This window comes from Actinosynnema sp. NPDC050436, assembly GCF_040655415.1.
GTDB lineage: Bacteria > Actinomycetota > Actinomycetes > Mycobacteriales > Pseudonocardiaceae > Actinosynnema.
Genome location: NZ_JBFAJV010000023.1, coordinates 1 through 24058 on the forward strand (window position 1 = coordinate 1; position 24058 = coordinate 24058).

Below are 24058 nucleotides of genomic sequence, written 5' to 3' on the forward strand. Positions count from 1 at the left end.
GTTGTCCAGTCAATCTCAAAGGAAACCTCTTGACGAGGTTCATAAATTTACTGGCTATTCGGCACGCTGTTGAGTTCTCAAAGAACACGCGCTCATCGTCACCCGTCGTCTGATGCGACGTGATCGGAGGCTTGTGCATTCAGAAAGCTTGTGGTGAAACTAGACGCCCTGGTCACAACGGCCATCTACCGGCCTCGACTGGGTCTTCCCGTTTCGCAGGTCACCCACTCTACCACACTTGGCGGGAGCTTGGTTCGTGACCCCTGTCGCACTCCGTTCCGGTGTTTCCCGGCCCGTTCCGCGCTGACATGGAGAAAGTTACACGCACCTGACGTGGAGGTCAAATCGGGGGCGCAGCGCGACTGCACAGGCTGAAACCGCAGGTCAGCAGCCCGTGCAGCGCTCACCACCACGCTATCCGACCCGGTCAGCCCGCGACAGTGTGACCGCGATCACACTCGGACCCGCACGCCGGCCGTGTTCCGCTTGCCCCTGCGCACGACCAGCCACGACCCGTGCAGCAGGTCGTCCTGCGCGGGCACCCACGCCTCGTCGGTCACCTTCGCGTTGTTCACGTAGGCACCGCCCTCCTTCACGGTGCGCCGCGCCGCGCCGTTGCTTTCCGCCAGCCCGGAGCCGACCAGCAGGTCGACGATCGTCGGGCCGTCCGCCAGGCGCACCTCACCGGTGGGGGCCTCGGCCATCGCGGCCTCCAGCGTCGACAGGTCCAGCTCGCGCAGCTCGCCCCGGCCGAACAGGGCCTGGCTGGCGGTGACGACCTGACGCGTCTCACGCTCGCCGTGCACGAGGGTGGTGAACTCCTCGGCCAGCTTCTTCTGCGCGGCCCGCAGGTGCGGGGCCTCCACGGTCTGGCGCTCCAGCTCGGCGATCTCCTCCTGCGAGAGGAAGGTGAACAGCCGCAGGTACCGCAGCACGTCGGCATCGCCCACGTTCACGAAGTACTGGTACCAGGCGTAAGGCGACGTCATGGCGGGGTCGAGCCACACGTTGCCGCCGCCGGTGGACTTGCCGAACTTGCGCCCCTCCGCGTCGGTCACCAACGGGGCCGTGAGGGCGTGCACGGACTTGCCGTCGACCTTCCGGACCAGGTCGACGCCGCCGATGATGTTGCCCCACTGGTCGGAGCCGCCCACCTGCAACCGCGTGCCGTACTCGCGGTTGAGGCGGAGGTAGTCGTGCGACTGGAGGAGCAGGTAGCTGAACTCCGTGTACGACATCCCGTCGCCTTCGAGGCGCCGCTTGACGGTCTCGCGGGCGAGCATGACGTTGACCGAGAAGTGCTTGCCGACGTCGCGCAGGAACTCCAGCACGGACACGTTGCCGGTCCAGTCGAGGTTGTTGACCACGATCGCGCCGGTGTCGCTGCCGTCGAACTCGACGAAGCGCTCCAGTTGGCCCCGGATGCGGCCGGCCCACTCCGCGACGGTGTCGAGGGTGTTGAGGGACCGCTCGGCGCTGTCGCGCGGGTCGCCGATCATGCCGGTCGCGCCGCCCGCCAGGACGATGGGCCGGTGCCCGGCGCGCTGGAAGCGGCGCAGCATGAGCAGCGGCACGAGGTTGCCGGCGTGCAGGCTGGGCGCGGTCGGGTCGAACCCGGCGTAGAGGGTGAGCGGACCCGCGTCGAGGTCCTTGCGCAGTGCGTCGAGGTCGGTGGATTGCGCGATCAGGCCGCGCCAGGACAGCTCGTCGAGGATGTGCTCACTCACCGGGGCATTCTCCCCCACCAGGTCGAACCGGTTTGAGCGGGCACGGGTGACGGGTAGTCGTGGCGTGCTCATGGCGTCGGGGGACACCTAGCTGAGAGGACTCGGCCGATGACGTACCCGGACCGCGACCGTCGAGCCCAGCGTCCGACGGAAGCCTTACCTCCTGTGGCGGAGCCCGTACGCGACCCGGTGCACGACCCCGTGCGCGACCGTGTGCACGATCCCGTCCACGAGCCGGTGCGTGAGCCGTTGCGGCAGCCGGTGCGCGAGGAGGTCGTGGAGCGCGGGGACAGCAGGGTGCGCACGGTGCGGGTCGTGTGCGCGGTGATCGACGTCGTCTGCTGGGTGTTCGCCATCGTGCTGGCGGTGCACATCTTCCTGGTGGTCGCCGGTGCCAACCAGGCCAACGGGTTCGCGCAGATGATCGAGTCGTGGTCGGCGGGCGTGTCGCTGGGGCTGCGGGGCCTGTTCACGCCGGAGAGCGACGGCCTGCGGACGCTGCTGAACGACGGCCTGGCGGCGGTGCTGTGGCTGGTGATCGGTGCGGTGCTGACGAACCTCATCACACGGGTGGCGCTGCCGGCGGGCGAACGGCGGGTCTGGTACCGCAGGACGGTCCGCTAGCGCTACCGAGGGTCACCACATGATTCACTCGGGTGAGGAAAATTCGCCCCGGTGGCCAATTGTCGTACGCGCGCGTGGCGGCCAGGTTTGGCGGGTGGCCAGCGACTTGCAGAAGCGGAAGGGTGCCATCGTGTTCCGCGCGATGGACGCCAACGACGACGGTTTCCTGGAGCGGGCGGACTTCGAGGCGCTCACCGAACGCTGGGCCGCGATCCGCGGCGACAGCGGCGAGGCCCGGCTGCGCGAGTTGATGATGAGCTGGTGGGAGACGCTGCAGGCGGCGTCGGACGAGAACCGGGACGACAGGGTCACGTTCGACGAACTGCTCTCCGTCGTCGACAACCTGGGCACCATGCTGGACCTGGTGGTGGCGACGGCGGAGTCCATGTTCGAGGCGGTGGACCAGGACGGCGACGGGGAGATCTCCGCCGAGGAGTACGGCTGGATGATCCGCGCCTGGACGGGCGCGGAGACGTCGACGGACGCGGTCTTCGCCCGGCTGGACGTCAACGGCGACGGGCACATCTCCAAGGGCGAGTTCGCCCGGCACTGGGTGGAGTTCTGGGCCGGTGACGACGAGGACGCGCCGGGCACGTACGTGTTCGGCGAGGTCTGACGAGTCTCCACGGGCCCCCGGTGCGCGGGGGCCCGTGGGGGTCAGACGACGCGCGTGCGCCTGGTGCCGCGCCGGTAGGTGCTGACCGCCGGCGAGTCGATCCAGAACCGCCAGGGCACGTCCACGGCGACCGCCACGCCCACGCGCGGCCCGGTGCGGATGTCGGTGGCGGGGTCTCCCGCGTACAGCTTCACGGCAGCGTTCTCGGCGGTGAGGTCGGTGCCGTTGTGCTCGCGGGCCAGGCCCAGCACGCTGGTGAGGCGCGCGGGACCCTTGGCCAGTTCGGCGGTGCTGCGGGCGGACGGCCGGCGCATCTGGGCGAGGTCTTCGCCCTTCACCACCTCGCCCGCGCGCAGCAGCACGGCACCGGGCACGCCGTCGGTCAGCGACACCACGTTCGCGCAGAAGTGCATCCCGTACACGAAGTAGACGTACAGGCGACCAGCCGGCCCGAACATGACGTCGTTGCGCGGGGTGCGGCCCCGGTAGCAGTGCGACGCGGGGTCGTCGCCTCCCCGGTACGCCTCGACCTCCACGATCCGCACGCCCACCACGCCGTCGGGTGTGGTGCTCTCGACGACCGCGCCCAGCAGGAGCCGTGCGGCGTCGACGGGGTCGACCGCGAGTTCCTGCTCGGTGAGCTGTCTAACCACGGCGGGCCAGGCCGGACCGGTCGCGCAGGCGCTTGAGCTGTTCGGCGACCCGGTCGGGCGCGGTGCCGCCGTGGGCGTCGCGGGAGGCGATGGACCCCTCGACGGTCAGCACGCCGCGCACCTCGGGGGTGAGGTGGGGCGAGATGGCGGCGAACTCGGCGTCGGTCAGCTCGTCGAGCCCGACGCCCCGGTTCTCGGCGGCCTGGACGCAGGCGCCGGCGGCCTCGTGCGCGACCCGGAACGGCACGCCCTGGCGGACCAGCCACTCGGCGATGTCGGTGGCGAGGGTGAACCCGGCGGGCGCGACCTCGGCCATCCGCGCGGTGTCGAAGCGCATGGTGGCGATCATGCCGGTGAGCGCGGGCAGCAGGAGTTCGAGCTGCTCGACGGAGTCGAACAGGGGTTCCTTGTCCTCCTGGAGGTCCCGGTTGTAGGCGAGCGGCTGGGCCTTGAGGGTGGCCAGCAGGCCGGTGAGGTTGCCGATCAGCCGGCCGCTCTTGCCCCGGGTCAGCTCGGCGACGTCGGGGTTCTTCTTCTGCGGCATGATCGAGCTGCCGGTGGCCCACGCGTCGTCGAGCACCGCGAAGTGGAACTCGGCGGTGGTCCAGATGACGACTTCCTCGGCGAACCGGGAGAGGTCGACGCCGATCATGGCCAGCACGAACGCGATCTCGGCCGCGAAGTCGCGGGACGCGGTGCCGTCGATGGAGTTCTCCGCCGAGGCGTCGAAGCCCAGCTCGGCGGCGACGGCGGCCGGGTCGAGGCCGAGCGACGAGCCGGCGAGCGCGCCGGAGCCGTACGGGGAGACGGCGGCGCGCTTGTCCCAGTCCTTGAGGCGCTCGACGTCGCGCAGCAGCGCCTGGCCGTGGGCCAGCAGGTGGTGGGCGAGCAGCACGGGCTGGGCGGACTGGAGGTGGGTGCGGCCGGGCATGACGGCGGTGGGGTGCGCCTCGGCCTGGCCGGCGAGGGCGTCCACGACGTCCAGGACGCCTTCGGACACGCGGTGGGCGGCGTCGCGCAGCCACATCCGGAAGAGGGTGGCGACCTGGTCGTTGCGGGACCGGCCGGCGCGGAGCTTGCCGCCGAGGTCGGGTCCGGCGCGTTCGATGAGGCCGCGTTCCAGGGCGGTGTGCACGTCCTCGTCGGCGAGCGTCGGGGTGAACGCCCCGGACTCGACGTCGGCGTGCAGGGTGTCCAGCGCGGCGAGCATCCGGTCCAGCTCGTCGGTGGTCAGCAGGCCGGCGCGGTGGAGCACGCGGGCGTGCGCGCGGGAGCCCCTGATGTCGTAAGGCGCGAGCCGCCAGTCGAAGTGCGTGGAGGCCGACAGCAGTGCCATGGCGTCCGCGGGTCCGCTGGCGAACCGCCCGCCCCAAAGTGAACTCACTTGCTCTGATCCCTCTTCGCTGCGATCTTGCCGGACGGGCCGCACGGGCCCTTGGCACAGTCTGGTGGAACGGGTCGCCGGCGCGCGCGGCGGCCCGCCCCCGGACGAACCGGGGCCGGTGGTCAGTCGCCGCCGCTCTCGTCGCCGGCGGCCAGCGCGCTGACCCGGGCCGCGAGTTCCGCGCCGGTCAGCGGTTCGCGGGCGACGACCAGGATGGTGTCGTCGCCGGCGATCGTGCCGACGATGTCCTGCAGCGCGGCCCGGTCGAGGGCGCTGGCCAGGAACTGGGCCGCGCCGGGCGGGGTGCGCAGGACCGCGAGGTTGCCCGACGAGTCGACCGAGACGAGCAGCTCGCCGAGCACGCGCACGAGCCGGGACGTGCCGCCCTGGACGCCCCGGACGGGGCTGCCGTCCTCGGGGATCACGTAGACGGGCGCTCCGCCGTCGGCACCGCGCAGCTTGACCGCGCCGAGTTCGTCCAGGTCCCGGGACAGGGTGGCCTGGGTGACCTCGATGCCCTCCACGGCCAGCGTCTTCGCCAGTTCCGACTGGCTGCGGATGGCGCGTTGGCTGACCAGTTCGACGATGCGGGCCTGCCGCGCGGTGCGGGTCATCGCGACTGCTCCAGCAGCCACACCAGCAGGGCCTTCTGGGCGTGCAGGCGGTTCTCGGCCTCGTCCCAGATGGCGCTGTCGGGCCCGTCGAGCACCTCGTCGGTGATCTCCCAGCCCCGGTGGGCGGGCAGGCAGTGCAGGACGGTGGTCTTGACGCCGGTGGAGGCGACGAGGTCGGCGTTGACCTGGTACGGCCGGAACGGGCCGACCCGGTCGCGGCCGTCGTTCTCCTGGCCCATGGACGTCCACGTGTCGGTGACCAGCACGTGCGCGCCGTCGACGGCGGCACGGGGATCGGTGATCGCCTCGACGCTGCCGCCGGTCTCGGCGGCGCGCTCGCGCGCGTCGGCCAGCACCCACGGCTGGGGCGCGAAGTGGGCCGGGGCGGCGATCCGGACGTGCATCCCGGCGGTGGTGCCGCCGAGCAGGATCGAGTTGGACATGTTGTTCGCGCCGTCGCCGAGGTAGGTGACGGTGAGCCCGGCGAGCGTGCCGTGCACCCGGCGGATGGTCTGCAGGTCGGCGAGCACCTGGCAGGGGTGGAACTCGTCGGTCAGCGCGTTGATCACCGGGATGCGGGAGACCGACGCCATCGCCTCCATCCGCTTCTGCGCGAACGTCCGCCACACCACCGCGTCCACGTACCCGGACAGGATGCGGGAGGTGTCCTCGATGGTCTCCTCGCGGCCGAGCTGCATGGAGCGGCCGTCTATGATCACCGGGTTGCCGCCGAGCTGGGCGATGCCGACCTCGAACGACAGCCGGGTGCGGGTGGAGTTCTTCTCGAAGATCACCGCGACGGACCGGGGCCCGGCCAGCGGTTTCGGGCCGAGCCGGTCGGCCTTGAGCTTGTCGGCGAGGTCGAGCACCTCGGCCTGCTCGGCCGGGTTCAGGTCGTCGTCGCGCAGGAAGTGGCGCACCATCAGGACTCCTCGTCGAGCAGCGACGGCAGGTCGGCGACCAGCCGGTGCGCGTCCTCCAGGTCCAGGACGAGCGGCGGTGCCAGCCGCAGCACGTCGGGCTGGACGGGGTTGACCAGGTAGCCGGCCCGCTGCGCGGCTGCCGCGGCCCTCGCCGAGACCGCCTCGCGCAGCGTGATGCCGAGCAGCAGGCCGGCTCCCCGCACCCCGGAGACCAGCGGGTGGCCCAGCGCCTCGACGCCGGCCGCGATCTCCTTGCCGACGGCGGCGGTGTGCTCCAGCAGGCCGTCGGCGGCGATGGTGTCCAGCACCGCGAGCCCCGCCGCGCAGCACACCGCGTTGCCGCCGAACGTGGTCCCGTGGTGGCCGGGTCCGAACAGGTCCTTGGCCGGGCCGAACGCCAGGCACGCGCCCAGCGGCAGGCCGCCGCCCAGCCCCTTGGCCAGGGTGACCACGTCGGGGACGATGCCGACCTGCTGGAACCCGAACCAGGAGCCGAGCCGGCCGACGCCGGTCTGCACCTCGTCCAGGACGAGCAGCGCGCCGTGCCGGGCGGTGATCTCGCGGGCCGCCTGGAGGTAGCCCTCGGGCGGGACGACGACGCCCTGCTCGCCCTGGATGGGCTCCACGAAGAACGCGGCGGTCTCGCCGTCGATCGCCGCCTCCAGCGCGGCGACGTCGCCGAACGGGACGTGCGAGACGCCGGGGACGAGCGGTTCGAACGGGGTGCGCTTGGCGGGCTGGCCGGTGAGCGTGAGCGCGCCCATCGTGCGGCCGTGGAAGCCGCCCTCGGTGGCGACCACCTTGGTGCGGCCGGTGCGCCGGCTGAGCTTGAACGCGGTCTCGTTGGCCTCCGCGCCGGAGTTGCAGAACAGCACGCGCCCGTCGCCGTCCGCGCCGGAGAGGTCGAGCAGCCGCTCGGCGAGGTCCAGCGCCGGCTGGTTGATGTAGAGGTTCGAGGTGTGCGCGAGCGTGCCGATCTGGGCGGTGACCGCCGCGACGACCGCCGGGTGGGCGTGGCCGAGGGCGTTGACCGCGAGACCGGTGAGCAGGTCGAGGTAGCGGTTGCCGTCGACGTCCCAGACGTAGGCGCCCTCGCCTCGGACCAGGGTCAGGCCGGGGGTGCCGTAGTTGTCCATCATCGCGGCCTGCCACCGCTGCCGGTCGTTCATGACTCCCCCATCCGTTCGGTGGCCGCGTTCGCGGTCACCATCGTTCCGACGCCGTCGGAGGTGAAGACCTCCAACAGCACCGAGTGCGCCAACCTGCCGTCGATGACGTGCGCCTCGGGCACGCCGCCGCGCACCGCGCGCAGGCACGCCTCCATCTTCGGGACCATGCCGCTGTCCAGGCGGGGCAGCATCTCCTCCAGGTCGTCGGCCGCGATCCGGTGCAGCAGCGACGACCGGTCCGGCCAGTCCGCGTACAGGCCCTCCACGTCGGTGAGGATGACGAGCTTGCGGGCTCCCAGCGCCACGGCGACCGCGCCGGCGGCGGTGTCCGCGTTGACGTTGTGCACCACGCCGGCCGCGTCGGGCGCGACCGTCGACACCACGGGGATGCGGCCCGCGCGCACGATGTCCAGCACCGCCTCCGGGTTCACCCGGACGATGTCGCCGACCAGGCCGAGGTCGACCGGTTCGCCGTCCACGACGGTGCCCCGGCGCTCGGCGGTGAGCAGGTGGGCGTCCTCGCCGGACAGCCCGACGGCGAGCGGCCCGTGCTCGTTGACCAGGCCGACCAGCTCGCGCTGCACCTGGCCGACGAGGACCATCCGGACGACGTCCATGGCCTCCGGGGTGGTGACCCGCAGGCCGCCCCGGAACTCGCTGCGGATGCCGAGCTTGCCGAGCATCGCGGCGATCTGCGGGCCGCCGCCGTGCACCACGACCGGGTGCAGGCCGGCGAGCTTGAGGAACACCACGTCCTGCGCGAACGCCCGCTTGAGCCGGTCGTCCACCATCGCGTTGCCGCCGTACTTGACGACGACCGTCGCGCCCCGGAAGCGCTGCAACCAGGGCAGCGCCTCGATCAGGACCTCGGCCTTGTCCTGCGCGCTGCGGCTCATGAGCTGTAGGCGCTGTTCTCTTCGACGTAGGCGTGCGACAGGTCGGTGGTGAGCACGGTCGCCTCGCCGTCGCCGAGGTTGAGCGCGATGGCGATGGTGATGTCGCGGCCGGACAGGTCGGCCTCGGCGCGGTCGGCGGCCTTGTGGCCGTCCTCGAACAGGGTGACGCCGTTGATGGTGATGCCGAGCTTGTGCTGGTCGACGGTGGCCTGCGAGCGGCCCACGGCCATCGCGACGCGGCCCCAGTTCGGGTCCGAGCCGAACAGCGCGGTCTTGACGAGGTTGTCCTCGGCGACGGTCTTGGCGACGGTGACCGCGTCCTGCTCGGACACCGCGCCGGTGACGGTGATCGCGATCTCCTTGGTGACGCCCTCGGCGTCGCCCTGGAGCTGCTTGACCAGGTCGCCGGCCACGGCGGTGAGCAGCTCCGCGAAGTCCGCCGGGGTCGGTGCGACGCCGGACGCGCCGGAGGCGAGCACCAGCACGGTGTCGTTGGTGGAGGTGCCGCCGTCGACGTCGAGCCGGTCGTAGGTGCGGGCGGTGGTCGCGCGCAGCGCCTGGTCCAGCGTGTCGCCGTCGACCACCGCGTCGGTGGTGATGACGCTGAGCATGGTGGCCATGTTCGGGGCGAGCATCCCCGCGCCCTTCACGAACCCGCCGACCGACCAGCCGTCCGGGTGCGCGGCCCACGCCTGCTTGGGGTGGGTGTCGGTGGTCATCACGGCGGTGGCGGCGTCGAGGCCGGCGCGGTCGGTGCCCGCCAACTCCTTGGCGGCCAGTTCCACACCGGCCTTCAGGTTGTCCATCGGCAGGCGCTCGCCGATCAGGCCGGTGGAGCACACGGCGACCTCGATCGCGCCGACGCCGAGCACCTCGGCTGCCTTCTCGGCGGTGGCGTGGGTGTCCTGGAAGCCCTCGGGCCCGGTGCACGCGTTCGCGCCGCCCGAGTTGAGCACGACGGCGGTGAGCTTGCGCTCCTTGAGCACCTGCTGGGACCACAGGACGGGCGCGGCCTTCACCTGGTTCGTGGTGAACACGCCGGCCGCCGCCTGGCCCGGCCCCTCGTTGACGACCAGCGCCAGGTCGAGCGCGCCGGACTCCTTGATGCCGGCGGCGACCCCTGCGGCCCGGAAGCCCTTCGGCCCGGTCACGCCTCGGTCGCGGGTCGGGCTCTGCGCGGGTGCGGGGCCGTTCTCGGTGGTCACGGGGCTACTCCAACGGTGGACAGGCCGGTGGTCTCCGGCAGGCCGAGTGCGAGGTTCATGCACTGCACCGCAGCGCCTGCGGTGCCCTTCGCCAGGTTGTCCACCGCGGCGACGACCACCAGTCGGTCGAGGTCGGTGTCCACGGTGACCTGGAGCTGCACCGCGTTCGAGCCGAGCACCGCGCCCGTGGTCGGCCAGTGGCCTTCCGGCAGCAGGTGCACGAACGGCTCGTCCGCGTACGCCTTCTCGTAGGCCGCGCGCACGTCGGCGGCGGGGGTGCCGGCGACGAGCGTGGCCGAGCAGGTGGCCAGGATGCCGCGCGGGAGGGGCGCGAGGACGGGCGTGAACGACACCTTCACGGGTCCGCCGGCGACCCCGGAGAGGTTCTGGGTGATCTCGGGGGTGTGCCGGTGGGCGCCGCCGACGCCGTAGGCGCTCAGCGAGCCCATCACCTCGGACCCGAGCAGGTTCGGCTTGAGCGACTTGCCCGCGCCGGACGTGCCGGACACCGCGACCACGGTCACCTCCGGCTCGACCAGGCCCATGGCGGGCGCGAGGGCGAGGGAGGACACCGTCGGGTAGCAGCCGGGGACGGCGACCCGCCGGGCGGTGCGCAGCCGGTCGCGGTGGCCGGGCAGCTCGGGCAGGCCGTAGGGCCAGCTCCCGGCGTGCGCGCCGCCGTACCAGCGCTGCCAGGCGGCGGGGTCGGCGAGCCGGTGGTCCGCGCCGCAGTCGACCACCAGGGTGTCGTCGCCGAGTTCGGCGGCGATCGCGGCCGAGTGGCCGTGCGGCAGGGCCAGGAAGACGACGTCGTGGCCGGCGAGCGTCCCGGCGGTCGTCTCGGCGAGGGTGCGGTCGGCGAGCGGGAGCAGGTGCGGCTGGTGGGCGAGCAGCGGGGTGCCCGCGTTGCCGCCGGCGGTCAGCGCGCCGATCTCCACGTCCGGGTGGCCGAGCAGGAGGCGCAGCAGCTCGCCCCCGGCGTACCCGCTGGCTCCGGCGACCGCGATCCGTACCGTCATGCGGATAAGTATGCACGCAAGTGCATCGTCACTCAAAGCGCTTTGTCGGCCAGACCACACCCGGTGGCGACCGGACTTCGGCTTCACGAAAGGAGAGCGTTCTTCACGTGCTCCCCCGGTCATCGTAAGTCGGCCGGCGGGCCGCCGCGAGGCTCCGGGCGCCGCCCGGCCCGGGTCAGCCGGGCACCGCGACCGTGATCACCTCCGGGCTCCCCGCCGTGAACCCGCCGCCGGCCCAGTCGCCGTACCGGGCGGCCGGCCGCAGGCCCGCCTCGGCCAGCAGCGCGTCCAGCCGGTCGACGTCGAGGAACCTCAGCGTGCTGCGGCTCTCGTCGGACCAGCCCGGCGCGGCGTAGGACTGGGTGAACGCGACCAGGTCGCCCGCCACCTCGCGCACCTCGGTCGTCACCCGCACCGTCCGGCCGCCGGCGACGACGTCGACCGCGTGCTCCGGCGTCCACCGCTCCCACGCGCGGGCGGCCGGGTTGCGGGTCTCGAAGACGAACCGGCCCCCGTCCGCGAGCGCCGCGCGGATGGCCCGCAGCGCCGTGCGGACCTCGTCGTCGGTGAGGTAGACCTGGAACGCGTGCCCGGTCATCACCACGAGGTCGAACTCGCGGTCCCACGAGGTGGTGGCGAGGTCGCCGAGCACCCACTCGACGTCCGCGCGGGCGCGGGCTCGGGCGAGCATCCCCTCGGCGGGGTCCAGGCCGCACAGCCGCCCGGGGTGGCCGGCGGCGCGGGCCAGCCGCAGCAGCTCGCCCGTGCCGCAGCCGACGTCGAGGACCGCGCGGGCGGAGCGCACCAGCGGCAGGTAGAAGGCGAAGTCCGGGCGGCCGGCGCACAGCTCGTCGTAGAGCGAGGCCAGGTGGGGATCAGCGAAGAGTCGGTCGACCATCCCCCGACCCTGGCGAACGCCGCCCGCCCGCGTCGACCCGATTACCGGCGCGACGCGGGCTGCCGGCGGGTCACCCGCCGAAGCGGTCCAGGGCGCGGATCTTGTTCGTGACGTCCAGCGCGGCGACCTTGTACGCCTCGGACAGCGTCGGGTAGTTGAACACCGTGTCCACCAGGTAGTCCACCGTGCCGCCGCACGCCATCACGGCCTGTCCGATGTGGACCAGGTCGGTGGCGCCCGTGCCGAACAGGTGCACGCCCAGCAGCTTGCGGTCCACCGTGGACACCAAGAGCTTCAGCATCCCGTAGGCGTCGCCGACGATCTGGCCGCGCGCCAGCTCCCGATAACGCGCCAAACCGACCTCGTAAGGCACCGCCGACGACGTCAACTCGGCCTCCGTCGCACCGCAGTAGGAGATCTCCGGGATCGTGTAGATGCCGATCGGCTGCAACGCGGCCAGCTCGCGCGCAGACTCGCCGAACGCGTGGTACGCCGCGAGCCGGCCCTGGTCCATCGACGTGGCGGCCAGCGCCGGGAAGCCGATCACGTCGCCGACCGCGTAGATGTGCTCGACCGGCGTGCGGTAGTGCTCATCCACCGAGAGCCGGCCCCGGTGGTCGGCGGACAGGCCGGCCGCACCCAGGTCCAGCTCCTCGGTCGAGCCCTGCCGGCCCGCCGAGTACATGACGGCGGCGGCCGGGATGCGCTTGCCGCTGGCCAGCGTCGTCACCGTGCCGCTGTCGGACACCTTGACGTCGACCACCTTCTCGCCGAACCGGAACGTCACCGCCTGGTCGCGCAGGTGGAACTTCAGCGACTCCACGATCTCCGGGTCGCAGAACTCCAGCATCCGCTCCCGCTGCTCGACCACGGTCACCCGGCTGCCCAGGGCCGCGAACATCGACGCGTACTCGATGCCGATCACCCCCGCGCCCACCACCACGAGCGAGGACGGGATCTCCTCCAGCGCGAGCACCTCGTCCGAGTCGAGCACCCGCTCCTCGTCGAAGTCGACCTGCGGGGGCCGCGCCGGCCGGGTGCCGGTGGCGATCACGACCTTCTCCGCGCTGACCGAGTGGTGCTCGCCCCGGTGCGCGCCCTGCACGGACACCGTGTGCGGGTCGACGAACCGCGCGGTTCCGGTGAGCAGGTCGATGTGGTTGCGGTGCAACTGCGCCCGCACGACCTGGACCTCCCGGCCGATCACGTGCCGGGTGCGGGCGAGCAGGTCGGAGATGGTGATGTCCTTCTTCACCCGGTAGTCCGCGCCGTAGAGCTCGCGCTGGCTCATGCCGGTCAGGAACATCACGGCTTCCCGCAGCGTCTTGGACGGGATGGTGCCGGTGTTCGCGCACACCCCGCCGACCATGTCCGCCTTGTCCACGATGGCGACCCGCTTGCCGAGCTTCGCGCCCGCGATGGCCGCCTTCTGCCCGCCCGGACCGGATCCGATGACGAGCAGGTCGTAGTCGTACTCGCTCATGCCCCGCAGCGTGTCACACCGGGGCCGGCCCGGGGCGGTGCACCGGGCGGACGCGCGGTGGCCGTCCGGCGAAGACCGCTCAGCCCCGGGCCGCGCGGCCCGTGTAGGTGAGCGGGAAGACCGAGTCCTTGCACGCCGGCGGCACGTCCGGCGAGATCTGCACGACCATGTCCACCTCGACCGACCCGGCCGGCGGGATGAGCACCGGCTGCGCCATCGGCACCACGGACAGCACCCCGGACGGGCAGTCCACGACCCGGTTGTGCGCGGCGTCCAGCGGCTGGCCGGGCAGCGCCTCCAGGGTCGTCACCACGATGTCGACGGTGTTGGGGTTGGACAGCCGCACCCGGCGCGACCCCTCGGTGCCGGGGGTCAGCTCGACCGGTGCGCCGGAGATGTCGTCGATCTCGAACGGCTGGAGGTCGGCGACGCCCGCCTCGCCGTTGCTGACCGCGTACGCCATGGCGGGCAGCTCGGGCTCGGGCCAGGTCAGGTGCATGGCGGCCACCACTGCGGCCCCTACCCCCAGGATGGACATCGCGACCGCGACTTCCATCCGTGGTCCCAAGCTACGCATGAGGCAACCTCGCTACGACTGCTGCATCAGGCGGTGGGTTCGCCGCTAGCTCCCCGCCGGACCGGCGACCAGACTCGCCCGGCGGTTCATCGCTTCGCCCCTCGACCCCACGGGCCGAAGCACCAATCTTGGAGAACGTTCAACCTCAGCGCAAGAACCAAGCAGACCCGGAAACACAGGTCCAAAGACCCCTTGACAGGTCACTCCGAGTGCCCTGAACTGCACGTTCACCGTTGGCCGGCCGGCCGGAGCTTCACTCGGCCGGACCAATCCCGGGCCCGCACCAGTGCGGGCCCGGGACTGTGCGTCAGGCTCTCAGCGCCGCGCCGAACCGCTCTGCGGCCTCGGCAACGGCCGCGTCGCGCGCCGCCGTGGCCTCCTCGACGGTCAGCGTCCGGTCCGCCGCGCGGAACCGCAGCGCGTACGCCAGCGAGCGCTTGCCCCCGCCGACCTGGTCCCCGCTGTAGACGTCGAACAGCCGCAGGTCCTCCAGCAGCTCGCCGCCACCGGACCGCAGCGCCCGCGCCACCTCCTCGGCCGGCACCGCCGCGTCCACCACCACGGCCACGTCCAGCAGCACCGGCGGGTACGGCGACACGACCGGCGCGGGCCGCCGGTCGGCCAGCGGCAGCGCGTCCAGGTCGAGTTCGAACGCGACCGCCCGCTTGGGCAGGTCGAGCGCCTCGACCACCTTCGGGTGCAGCTCGCCGGCGTGGCCCACCGGCCAGTCGCCGACCCGCAGCTCCGCGCACCGCCCAGGGTGCCACGGCGCCAGGTCCGACGCCACGGCGGTCAGCTCCACGCCGTACGCCGCGCCGACCAGCCGCGCGGCCTGCACCGCGTCCGCCCAGTCCGCCGCGCGGCCCTTGCCCCACCAGCCGGCCGCCTCGCGCCGGCCCGCCAGGACGCCGGCCACGTGCACCGGCTGCTGCGGCAGCGCGGCGTCCAGCGACGCCACCACCTCGGCCGACGGCCGCTCGCCGATGCCCACCTCCGGGACCGGGACCGGCTGCGCGCGCGGCAGGGTCACCTGCGCGACCGCGTACAGCGCCACGTCCTTCGCGCCGCGCGCCAGGTTGCGCTGCACGGTCTCCAGCAGCCCCGGCACCAGCGTGGTGGCCAGCGCGTGCTTGTCGGACTCCAGCGGGTTGAGCACGCTCACCGTCCGGCGGCGCACGTCGTCGGCCGGCAGGCCGAGCTGGTCGAACACCGCCGGCGACACGAACGGGAACGGCTTGACCTCGACGAACCCGTTCTCGGCGAGCGCGCGGGACACCGTCCGGCGACGCCGCTGCCGCTCGGTCAGGCCGCGACCGGCGGGCGCGGGCGGCAGCGTGGACGGGATCGTGTCGTAGCCCTCCAGCCGCAGCACCTCCTCCACCAGGTCGGCGGGCTGGGCGAGGTCGGACCGCCAGGTCGGCGGCACGGCCGTGACCAGGGTCGTGCCGTCGTCACCCGTGGTGACCTCCACCAGGCAGCCGATCTGGCCGAGCCGGCGGGCCGTGACGCCGCGCGCGTACCGCACGCCCGCCACCCGGTCGGGCAGGTCGATCGGCATGGTCACCGGCGTCGGCAGCGCGGGCGTGCCCACGTCCGTGCGGCCCGGCTTGATGCTGCCCTCGGCGAACAGGTGCAGCAGCCGCGCGGCGCGCTCCAGCGCGACCGGCGCCAGCGCCGGGTCCACGGTCCGCTCGAACCGCTTGGCCGCCTCGGAGGGCAGCTTGTGCCGCCGCACGGTCCGCGCGATCGACTTCGGGTCCCAGTTCGCGGCCTCCAGCAGGATGTCCGTGCTGGTGTCGCGGACCTCGGTGGACGCGCCGCCCATCACGCCGGCCAGCGAGATCACGCCGCTGTCGTCGGCGATCACGACGTCGTCGGGGTCCAGCGCGCGCACCGACTCGTCCAGCGTGGTGAGCTTCTCGCCCGCGACGGCCCGCCGGACCACGAGCCCGCCCTTGACCGCCGAGGCGTCGAACGCGTGCAGCGGCTGGCCCAGCTCCAGCATCACGTAGTTGGTGACGTCGACCGGCAGCGAGATGGACCGGATGCCCGCGAGCATCAGCCGCCGGCGCATCCACCACGGCGTGGGCGCGGTCGGGTCCACGCCCGTGACGCGCCGCGCCACGAACCGGGAGCACGCGGCCGGGTCCTCGATGTGCACGGGCAGCACGTCGCCCTCGCCCTCGGGCACCTCGGCCAGGCCGGGGTCGCCGAACGGCACGTCGAACGCGCACGCGATCTCGCGGGCCAGGCCGCGCACCGAGAACGCGTAGCCCCGGTCGGGGGTGGGCGCCAGCTCGATCACGGTGTCGCCCAGGCCCAGCAGCTCCACGGCGTCGTCGCCGGGCTGCGCGGTGCCGCTGGGCAGCACCAGGATGCCGGCGTGGTCGTCGCCCAGGCCCAGCTCGCGGGCCGAGCAGATCATGCCCTGGCTGATCCGGCCGTAGGTCTTGCGCTCCGCGATCGCGAAGTCACCGGGCAGCACCGCGCCGGGCAGCGCCACCACGACGGTGTCGCCCTCCACGAAGTTCCGCGCGCCGCAGATGACGTTGTTGACCTGGTCGGGGCCGACCTCGACCCGGCAGTACCGGATCGGCTTCTTGAACTCCGCCAGCTCCTCGATCTCCACCACGCGGCCCGCGACGAGCGGCCCGGTGACGGTGCCGAGGGTGTGGACGTCCTCCACCTCCAGGCCGATCCGCACGAACGCCTCGGCGATCGCTTCCGGCGTCGGCAGCTCCGGGAACTCCAGGTGCTCGACCAGCCAGGTAACCGGAATGCGCACCGGTCATGCCTCCGTTCCGAATGGCTGGGTGAAGCGGACATCGCCTTCGACCATGTCGCGCATGTCGGGCAGTCCGTTGCGGAACTGCAGGGTGCGCTCCAGGCCCATGCCGAACGCGAACCCCGAGTAGACGTCCGGGTCGATGCCGCAGTTGCGCAGCACGTTCGGGTTGACCATGCCGCAGCCGCCCCACTCGACCCAGCCCGCGCCGCCCTTCTTCTCCGGGAACCACACGTCCACCTCGGCGGACGGCTCGGTGAACGGGAAGAAGCTGGGCCGCAGCCGGGTCCGGGAGTCCTCGCCGAACATGGCCCGCGCGAACGCGTCGAGCGTGCCCTTCAGGTGGCCCATGGTCAGGCCCTTGTCCACGGCCAGGCCCTCGACCTGGTGGAAGACCGGCGTGTGCGTGGCGTCCAGCTCGTCGGTGCGGAAGGTGCGGCCGGGGCACACGACGTACACGGGCAGCTCGCGCTCCAACAGCGTGCGCGCCTGCACGGGGCTCGTGTGGGTGCGCAGCACCAGGCCGGAGCCCTCGGGGGCCACGTAGAACGTGTCCTGCATGGTGCGCGCGGGGTGGTCCTTGCCGAAGTTCAAGGCGTCGAAGTTGAACCACTCGACCTCCAGCTCCGGGCCCTCGGCGACCTCGTAGCCCATGGCCACGAAGACGTCCCCGATGCGCTCGGCGAGCGTGGAGATGGGGTGGCGCGCGCCGCGCGGCACGCGGTCCCACGGCAGCGTGACGTCGACCGACTCCTCGCGGAGCACGTGCTCGTCGCGTTCGGCCTGGAGCACGGCGCGGCGCTCCTCGAACGCGAGCTTGACCGCGTTCTGCGCCTCGTTCACCCGCTTGCCCGCGTCGGCCTTCGCGGCCGGCGGCAGCGCCCCGATCTCGCGGCGGGCCAGCAGCACGGGCGCGCGGTCACCCAGGTGGCCCGGCTTGACGGCGGCCAGCTCGTCGAGGTCGGACGCCTTCGCGAACGCCTCCCGGGCCTGCTCCACCGCCGCGTCGAGCGCCTCCGGTGAGAGCGCCGCGACCTGCTTGGGGTCGTACGGGTCGTTGGCTCCGGACATGGTTGGTGGACAGCTCCCGTCACGCGCGGTGTGGAAGCCACCCCGTCTTGGGCACGGAGCGGCGGATCGATCCTAGGCGATCGAGCCGGAGCGGGGTCCACCGCCGCCGCGCCCGCCCCGTCCGCCGGCCCGCCGCTCCACCCCCACGAAGTCGGCGTAAGCGACTCCGCCGGGGATCACCGGGCGGTCGACGTCCGGCCCGTCGCGCGCGGGAATCGTGGAGCCGTTGGCCCACCGACACCGACATTTCGACGTTCTCCCAGGTCAGGGCATCGACGGGAGTGCGGTACCGACGCGATGTCGGTGGGTGCCGGCACAGTGTGCGGTACGAGCCGCCGACCCGGCGGGCGAACCGCCGAAAACCGGGTCCGCCGCCGTCGTCGCGCACCTAGAATCGACCGTCCTACGTACCTGACCCGAGGTGACTTCCACTCCCATGGCACACACCTTCGGTGTCGACCTGCGCGGGATCATCGACCTGCTCAGCCACCACCTCTACAGCAGCCCCCGCGTGTACGCGCGAGAGCTGCTGCAGAACGCGGTGGACGCGATCACCGCCCGGCGCGCGCTCCACCCGGACGCGCCCGGCGAGGTGGTCGTCGAGCCGATCGACTCCGGCACCGGCGGCACCCTGCGCATCACCGACACCGGCATCGGCCTGACCGAGCGCGAGGTGCACGACCTGCTGTCCACGCTGGGTCGCACCTCCAAGCGCGACGAGCTGGGGTTCGCCCGGCAGGGCTTCCTCGGCCAGTTCGGCGTCGGCCTGCTCTCGGCGTTCCTCGTCGCCGAGCGGATCCGGCTCGTGTCGCGGTCGGCGAAGGGCGGGCCGGCCGTGCGCTGGACCGCCGACGCGGCCGGCAACTACGAGGTGGAGACCGTCGACGGGGACGTCGCCGTGGGCACGACCATCGAGCTGGTGCCGCACCGCGACTCGGAGCACTGGCTGGAGCGCGACGTCGTGCGCGCCCTGGTCGCCGAGTACGGCGAGCTGCTGCCCTACCGGGTGACCGTGGCGGGCGAGGTGGTGACCGGGGACGCGCTGCCGTGGCTGGAGGACGCGCTCGACTACGGGGCCCGCGTGCTCGGCGTGCAGCCGTTCGACGCGATCCCGGTCGAGGTGCCGACCGTGGGCCTGACGGGCGTGGCGTACGTGCTGCCGCGCGGCGTGCACCCCGGCGCGCGCCAGTCGCACCGCGTCTACCTCAAGCGGATGCTCGTCGGCGACTCGATCGAGGGCCTGCTGCCGGAGTGGGCGTACTTCGTCCGCTGCGTGGTCGACTCGTCGTCGCTGCGGCCCACCGCCAGCCGCGAGGCGCTCTACCAGGACGAGACGCTGCTCGCGGTGCGCGAGGAGCTGGGCAGGCAGGTGCGGGACTGGCTGGTCCGGCTGGACGCGACCGACCCGGACCGCACGGCCGCCCTGCTCGACGCGCACCACCTGGGCATCAAGTCGCTGGCCAGGGTCGACGACGAGATGTTCCGGCTGGTCGAGCGCTGGCTGCCGTTCGAGACCACCGACGGCGCGCAGTCGCTGCGCCAGTTCAAGCGCAAGCACGGCACGGTCTCGTACGTGCCGGACGTGGACGAGTTCCGCCAGCTCGCGCCGGTCGCGCACGCCCAGGGCATGGGCCTGCTCAACGCGGGTTACGCCTACGACGTGGAGATCCTGGACCGGCTGGTCGCGCTGGACGGCCCGGCGGCGGCCCGGCGGGTCGCGCCCACCGAGGTGCTGGCCGCCCTGGGCGACCCGGAACCGGACGTGGACCGGGCACTGCGGGACCGGCTGGCGCTCGCGAAGGACGTGCTGGAGCGGCACGACTGCGAGGCCGTGCCGCGCGACTTCGACCCCGGCTCGCTGCCCGCGCTGCTGGTCACGAACGTGGAGGGCGAGCGCAAGCGGGACGTCGAGCAGGTCGGCGAGCAGGCCGACCCGCTGTGGGCGGAGCTGCTGGGCAGCCTGGTGTCCGACGAGTCCGACGCCTCCCAGCGGCTGGTGCTCAACTGCCGCAACCCGCTGGTGCGGCGGCTGGCCGGGCTGGACGACTCGGCCCTGGTGGAGCTGACCGTGGAGTCGCTGTACGTCCACGCGCTGCTCCAGGCGCGGCGGCCGATGCGCCCCAAGGACACCGCCGCGTTGAACCGCTCTTTCCTGGAACTGCTGGACCGCGCCGTCGGAGGGCACGCGTGAGCGAGGAGAAGAACGCCGCCGAACAGCAGTTCGTCGAGGCGTACCACCTGCCCGAGGGCATGGCCCGGCACGAGGCGCTGGAACGCGCCGCGCGCACCGCCGACGCGGTGGACCACCTGCCGCTGGCCGTGAGCTGCCGGATCGCGCTCCTGCGGTCGGCCTACGACCTGGGCCGCTACGACCTGATGCTGGCCCCGTTCGCGTGGTGCGGCACGGCGGAGAAGCGCGACCCCACGGCGTTCGACGAGTGGGAGACGCACAGCTACGACTGGGCGCACAAGTGGATCGTCAGCGGGCTGATCGCCGACCCGAGGTTCTCGCTGGCCCAGATCGGCTCGTTCGTCGACCAGCTCGCCACCCGCTACCAGCAGCACGGGTTCTCCCTGCAACCGGTGCACGGGGCGCGCGCCGACCTCGCCGAGCACGTGGGCGACGAGGAGGCGTACCGCGAGCACTTCGCGCGGTACCTGGCGATGGACCGGGGCCCGATGAGCGACTGCGAGGCGTGCGTCATCGAGGAGCAGGCCGGCCACCTGATCCGGCAGGGCCGGTACGCCGAGGCCGTCGCGCACGCCGAGCACCAGCTCGACAAGGAGACCGGCTGCGCGACCCAGCCGCAGGGCATCCTGACCACGCTCACCCCGGCGTTCGTGGCGCTGGGCGAGCTGGAGCGGGCGCGGCAGGCGCACACCGTGGCCTACCGGCTGGTCCGCGACGACCGGTACGGCGGCTACCTGGACGAGCACCTGGTGTTCTGCGCGACCTCCGGGAACGTGCAGCGCGGCGTGGACCTGCTGCGGCGGCAGCTGCACCGGGTGCACCACTCCCCCTCGCCGTCGCAGGCCATGCACTTCGCGGCGGGCGGCGCGCTGCTGCTGAGCCGGGTCACCGGACCGCTGGAGTTCGCGGTGCCCGACAACGGCCAGGTCGAGGTGCTGACCGCGCCGCAGCTGCGCGCCCTGCTGGAGGAGCGCGCGCTGGCCATCGCGGCGCGCTTCGACGAGCGCAACGGCACCGACGCGGTGAGCCGCCGGATCAGGGCGAAGCTGGACCTGGCGGACACCGCGCACGTGCCGCAGGCCGTGCCCGCGCCCACCGCGCCCGACCCCGGGCCGGAACCGGAACCGGTCCCCACCGCCGACCCGGTGGAGCTGGCGAGCGAGCTGGCCGAGGCGTTCGACCGGGGCGACTTCATCACCGGCATCCGGCTGCTCAAGTCGCTGCCCGCCGACCTGGAGCCGCTGCTGCCCGAGGGCCTCGCCGCCGTCGTGGCGGCCCGGCGCGCGCTGGTCGGCAGGCAGTCCCGGCAGCCGGCCGAGGTCCGCGCCGAGCTGGACGCCGCCGTCGCCCGGCTGGCCGAGGCGGGCGAGACCGACCTGGCCAACCGCTACCGCTGCCGGGGCGCGGTGCTGCTGGCCGAGGAGGAGGGCCCGGAGGCCGGGGCGCTGGTGGCCCGCGAGTGCGTCGTCGAGGCCGACCGCACCGGCGCACCGCACACCCGCGTGCTGTCCCGGCTGCTGCTGGCCGACCTGCTCGCCGACGCGGACGAGTTCGAGGAGCAGGGCGAGCTGGTGGCGCAGGCCCTGGCGGTGGCCGAGGCCGAGGTGCCGGGCCTGGTGGCGCGGGCGCGCTGCGACCTGGCCCAGCACCGGGCCACCGTCGGCGAGCTGGACGAGGCGACCGAGCTGGTCCGGGGCGTCCTCGCGGACGGGCCGTCGCCGTCCGTGCGGTTCGACGCGCTGCGGCTGCGGCTCAAGATCGAGACCGTCCGGGGTGACGCGGCGGCGCTGGGCACGGCCACCGAGTTCGTCACCGCCTTCAGCACGCCGCGCGGGCCGTGGACCGCGGAGACCCACCGGCAGCGGGTGGCGTCGATCGAGCGCCTCGGCGTCGAGGAGCAGCACCTGGAGGAGCTGCGCGCGGCGATCGCGGCCGGTCACGAGCTGGGCGTGCCGGAGGACGTGGCGAAGGCGTGCCACGCGCTGTCCGGCGGCTACCTCAAGTCGAACCGGCTCGTGGAGGCGGCCGAGGCGCTGGAGGAAGCGGTCCGCGTCATCGAGGGCCACGACGTGTCGTACGACTTCGTGGTGCCCGTGCGGTACCGGCTGGCGCAGACCTGCTCGCGGCTGGACGAGAACGAGGCCGCCCGCCGGCACCTGGAGGTGGCGCTGCCGCTGGTGCCGGCCGACGAGCCGTGGCGGCGGGCGCTGGTGCTCGACGTGCTCGGTGGCGTGCTGCGCCGGCTGGACGAGCCGATGGAGGGCGCACGCGCGTACGCCGACGCGGCCCGCGCGTGGCAGGAGGTGCCGGACGAGGCCGAGGCCGCCGGGTCGTGGGTCGAGTCGGCGGCGGCGCTGCCCAAGGAGGAGCACACCGCGACCGCCGAGGCGCTCACGGCGGCCGAGGAGCTGCTGCCGGCCGTCGAGGACGAGGACCACCGCGCGCACCTGGCGGCGCGGATCGCGGCCATCCGGGCGTTCCTGCACTACCAGGCCGGGGAGCACGCCGAGGCGGTGGAGCAGAACGGGGTGGCCGAGGAGTTGGCGGCCCGGCTCGGGGACGTGGACTGGCAGACGTTCCTGGCCCAGCGCGGAGCGCGGTTCCTGCTGGAGTCCGGCGACCCGCGCAACGCCGAGGAGGAGGCCCGCCGGGCCGCCGGCCTGGTGACCGACGAGACGCCGCCGCAGATCGTCGGCGACACGGCCAACGTGCTGGAGGAAGCCCTTCGCGCCCAGGACAAGCCCACCACGGGCGACCCGGTCCTGCGCGCCCTGACCGCCCGCCTGGAGGGCTGACCTCATCCTCGGCGGCCCGCCCGAACCGGCCGGGCCGCCGAGGCAGGGGCCGCCGAGGAGGGGCTTGGGCGAGCGAACCGCGCGGAGCGCTTGGCACGCTCGGGCACTGGCCGGGCGGGCGACACCCTGGGGGTTTCCCGGCGGCGGGTGTCAGTGGGTGGTGCGTTGGGCGCGGGCCGAGGCGTAGAGGCAGACGGCTGCGGCCGTGGCCAGGTTCAGGCTCTCCGCGCCGCCGTAGATCGGCACCTTCAGCGCCGTGTCCAGGGTGGCGACCACCTCGTCCGGCAGGCCGTGCGCCTCGCTGCCGAACACCCACGCCGTCGGGCGCTCCAGGTCGCCGCGCAGGTCGGCGGTGACCAGGTCCTCGTCCGCGTAGCCGTCCGCCGCGACCAGGCGCAGCCCGGCCGCGCGGCACGCCGCGAACACCTCGTCCGCCGACCGCGAACGCGAGATCGGCAGGTGGAAGACGCTGCCCGTGGACGCGCGCACGCACTTGCCGTTGTGCGGGTCGACCGCGTCGCCCGCGAAGACCACCGCGTCGGCACCGGCCGCGTCGGCGACCCGGACGACCGTGCCCGCGTTGCCGGGGTCGGTCACGCCGTGCAGCACCGCCACCAGCCGCGCGCCGGTCAGCGACAGCGGCACCTCGACCAGGTCGCACACCGCGACCACGCCCTGCGGGGTCACCGTCTCCGACAGCGCCGACGCCGCCTTGTCCGTGACGGCGCTGACCGGCACGCCGGCGTCGATCGCCGCGCGCACCAGCTCGGGGTTGCGGTCGGCAGCGGCCGGGGTGACGAACAGCTCGTGCACCCGTCCTCGGCCGGCCGACGCCCAGGCCAGTGCTTCCCGCACCGCCTGCGCGCCCTCGGCCAGGAACCGGCCCGCCCGGTCGCGGCCGGGGCGGCGGGTCAGGCGCCGAGCGGCGACGACCCGGGGAGTCCGTTCGGTGAACGGAGCGTCCCCGGGTCGTGGTGCGATGCTCAGACCTGGTCCTCGACCGGCGCGTTCACGTCGGCGGGCAGCGCGGCCTTGGCGAGCTCGACCAGCGCGGTGAACGCGCCGGGGTCGCTGACGGCCAGCTCGGCCAGGATCTTGCGGTCCACCTCGATCTCGGCGAGGCGGAGACCCTGGATGAAGCGGTTATAGGTCATGCCGTTGGCGCGGACACCGGCGTTGATGCGCTGGATCCACAGCTTCCGGAAGTCGCCCTTGCGCGCGCGGCGGTCGCGGTACGCGTAGTTGAGCGAGTGGAGCACCTGCTCCTTGGCCTTGCGGTACAGCCTCGAACGCTGGCCGCGGTAACCGCTGGCGAGCTCAAGGGTGGTACGGCGCTTCTTCTGGGCGTTCACTGCCCTTTTGACGCGTGCCACGGGTCCGTCCTGTCGATCTCGTGGGGCCGGTCAGGGCCCCGGGGTGTTCACGGGG

Annotated in this window: 20 protein-coding genes; 4 read left to right on the forward strand and 16 right to left on the reverse strand. The window is 73.2% G+C overall.

Annotation, left to right across the window (positions count from 1 at the left end; genetic code table 11):
* Window positions 1-452: 452 nt before the first annotated feature.
* The gene (tyrS, locus tag AB0I60_RS34865; RefSeq protein ID WP_360737828.1) at window positions 453-1727 is read right to left on the reverse strand and encodes a tyrosine--tRNA ligase; all 1275 of its coding nucleotides are present in this window, start codon (window positions 1725-1727) and stop codon (window positions 453-455) included.
* A 165-nt stretch (window positions 1728-1892) separates the two neighbouring features.
* Here tyrS and AB0I60_RS34870 point away from each other — a divergent pair, with 165 nt between their 5' ends.
* Together AB0I60_RS34870 and AB0I60_RS34875 are read left to right on the forward strand one after the other, a co-directional pair.
* Window positions 1893-2351 carry a hypothetical protein gene (locus tag AB0I60_RS34870; RefSeq protein ID WP_360737830.1) on the forward strand — a complete coding sequence of 153 codons (459 nt, stop codon included), beginning with the start codon at window positions 1893-1895 and terminating at the stop codon, window positions 2349-2351.
* Window positions 2352-2445: 94 nt separating this feature from the next.
* Window positions 2446-2967: an EF-hand domain-containing protein gene (locus tag AB0I60_RS34875; protein ID WP_360737832.1), complete on the forward strand. Its 522-nt coding sequence runs from the start codon at window positions 2446-2448 to the stop codon at window positions 2965-2967.
* 41 nt (window positions 2968-3008) lie between these two features.
* Here AB0I60_RS34875 and AB0I60_RS34880 read toward each other — a convergent pair whose 3' ends face one another.
* The 13 genes from AB0I60_RS34880 to pheS form a co-directional block, all read right to left on the reverse strand.
* Complete coding sequence (locus tag AB0I60_RS34880) at window positions 3009-3620, reverse strand: DNA-3-methyladenine glycosylase (protein WP_360737834.1); 612 nt, start codon at window positions 3618-3620, stop codon at window positions 3009-3011.
* The gene (argH, locus tag AB0I60_RS34885; protein WP_360737836.1) at window positions 3613-5004 is read right to left on the reverse strand and encodes an argininosuccinate lyase; all 1392 of its coding nucleotides are present in this window, start codon (window positions 5002-5004) and stop codon (window positions 3613-3615) included. Before argH ends, AB0I60_RS34880 begins: the two co-directional genes overlap by 8 nt.
* A gap of 122 nt (window positions 5005-5126) precedes the next feature.
* Window positions 5127-5618, reverse strand: a complete 492-nt coding sequence (locus AB0I60_RS34890; protein ID WP_360737839.1) for an arginine repressor — start codon at window positions 5616-5618, stop codon at window positions 5127-5129.
* Window positions 5615-6541: an ornithine carbamoyltransferase gene (gene argF / locus AB0I60_RS34895; protein ID WP_360737841.1), complete on the reverse strand. Its 927-nt coding sequence runs from the start codon at window positions 6539-6541 to the stop codon at window positions 5615-5617. Before argF ends, AB0I60_RS34890 begins: the two co-directional genes overlap by 4 nt.
* On the reverse strand, window positions 6541-7710 hold the full coding sequence (locus AB0I60_RS34900; protein ID WP_360737843.1) for an acetylornithine transaminase: 1170 nt from the start codon (window positions 7708-7710) through the stop codon (window positions 6541-6543). The genes argF and AB0I60_RS34900 overlap by 1 nt, the downstream gene beginning before the upstream one ends.
* Complete coding sequence (gene argB, locus AB0I60_RS34905; RefSeq protein ID WP_360737845.1) at window positions 7707-8606, reverse strand: acetylglutamate kinase; 900 nt, start codon at window positions 8604-8606, stop codon at window positions 7707-7709. The genes AB0I60_RS34900 and argB overlap by 4 nt, the downstream gene beginning before the upstream one ends.
* Complete coding sequence (argJ, locus tag AB0I60_RS34910) at window positions 8603-9811, reverse strand: bifunctional glutamate N-acetyltransferase/amino-acid acetyltransferase ArgJ (protein ID WP_360737848.1); 1209 nt, start codon at window positions 9809-9811, stop codon at window positions 8603-8605. The genes argB and argJ overlap by 4 nt, the downstream gene beginning before the upstream one ends.
* Complete coding sequence (gene argC / locus AB0I60_RS34915; RefSeq protein ID WP_360737850.1) at window positions 9808-10830, reverse strand: N-acetyl-gamma-glutamyl-phosphate reductase; 1023 nt, start codon at window positions 10828-10830, stop codon at window positions 9808-9810. Before argC ends, argJ begins: the two co-directional genes overlap by 4 nt.
* Window positions 10831-11005: 175 nt before the next feature.
* Entirely contained in the window at window positions 11006-11728 is a 723-nt protein-coding gene (locus AB0I60_RS34920) for a class I SAM-dependent methyltransferase (protein ID WP_360737852.1), read from the reverse strand.
* A 70-nt stretch (window positions 11729-11798) separates the two neighbouring features.
* Complete coding sequence (gene sthA, locus AB0I60_RS34925; RefSeq protein ID WP_360737854.1) at window positions 11799-13211, reverse strand: Si-specific NAD(P)(+) transhydrogenase; 1413 nt, start codon at window positions 13209-13211, stop codon at window positions 11799-11801.
* A gap of 79 nt (window positions 13212-13290) precedes the next feature.
* Window positions 13291-13767: a hypothetical protein gene (locus AB0I60_RS34930; RefSeq protein ID WP_360737856.1), complete on the reverse strand. Its 477-nt coding sequence runs from the start codon at window positions 13765-13767 to the stop codon at window positions 13291-13293.
* A gap of 328 nt (window positions 13768-14095) precedes the next feature.
* Window positions 14096-16573 (reverse strand): phenylalanine--tRNA ligase subunit beta, encoded by a 2478-nt coding sequence (gene pheT, locus AB0I60_RS34935; protein WP_360737859.1) that lies wholly within the window; start codon window positions 16571-16573, stop codon window positions 14096-14098.
* Window positions 16574-16576: 3 nt separating this feature from the next.
* On the reverse strand, window positions 16577-17644 hold the full coding sequence (gene pheS / locus AB0I60_RS34940; RefSeq protein ID WP_360737861.1) for a phenylalanine--tRNA ligase subunit alpha: 1068 nt from the start codon (window positions 17642-17644) through the stop codon (window positions 16577-16579).
* A gap of 436 nt (window positions 17645-18080) precedes the next feature.
* Between pheS and AB0I60_RS34945 the strand changes: the two genes are divergently transcribed.
* Window positions 18081-19835, forward strand: a complete 1755-nt coding sequence (locus AB0I60_RS34945; RefSeq protein WP_360737863.1) for an HSP90 family protein — start codon at window positions 18081-18083, stop codon at window positions 19833-19835.
* Window positions 19832-22630 carry a hypothetical protein gene (locus AB0I60_RS34950; RefSeq protein ID WP_360737865.1) on the forward strand — a complete coding sequence of 933 codons (2799 nt, stop codon included), beginning with the start codon at window positions 19832-19834 and terminating at the stop codon, window positions 22628-22630. Before AB0I60_RS34945 ends, AB0I60_RS34950 begins: the two co-directional genes overlap by 4 nt.
* A gap of 150 nt (window positions 22631-22780) precedes the next feature.
* Here AB0I60_RS34950 and AB0I60_RS34955 read toward each other — a convergent pair whose 3' ends face one another.
* Window positions 22781-23617 carry an RNA methyltransferase gene (locus AB0I60_RS34955; protein ID WP_360738006.1) on the reverse strand — a complete coding sequence of 279 codons (837 nt, stop codon included), beginning with the start codon at window positions 23615-23617 and terminating at the stop codon, window positions 22781-22783.
* Window positions 23614-24003, reverse strand: a complete 390-nt coding sequence (rplT, locus tag AB0I60_RS34960) for a 50S ribosomal protein L20 (protein WP_360737868.1) — start codon at window positions 24001-24003, stop codon at window positions 23614-23616. The genes AB0I60_RS34955 and rplT overlap by 4 nt, the downstream gene beginning before the upstream one ends.
* Window positions 24004-24058: the final 55 nt, after the last annotated feature.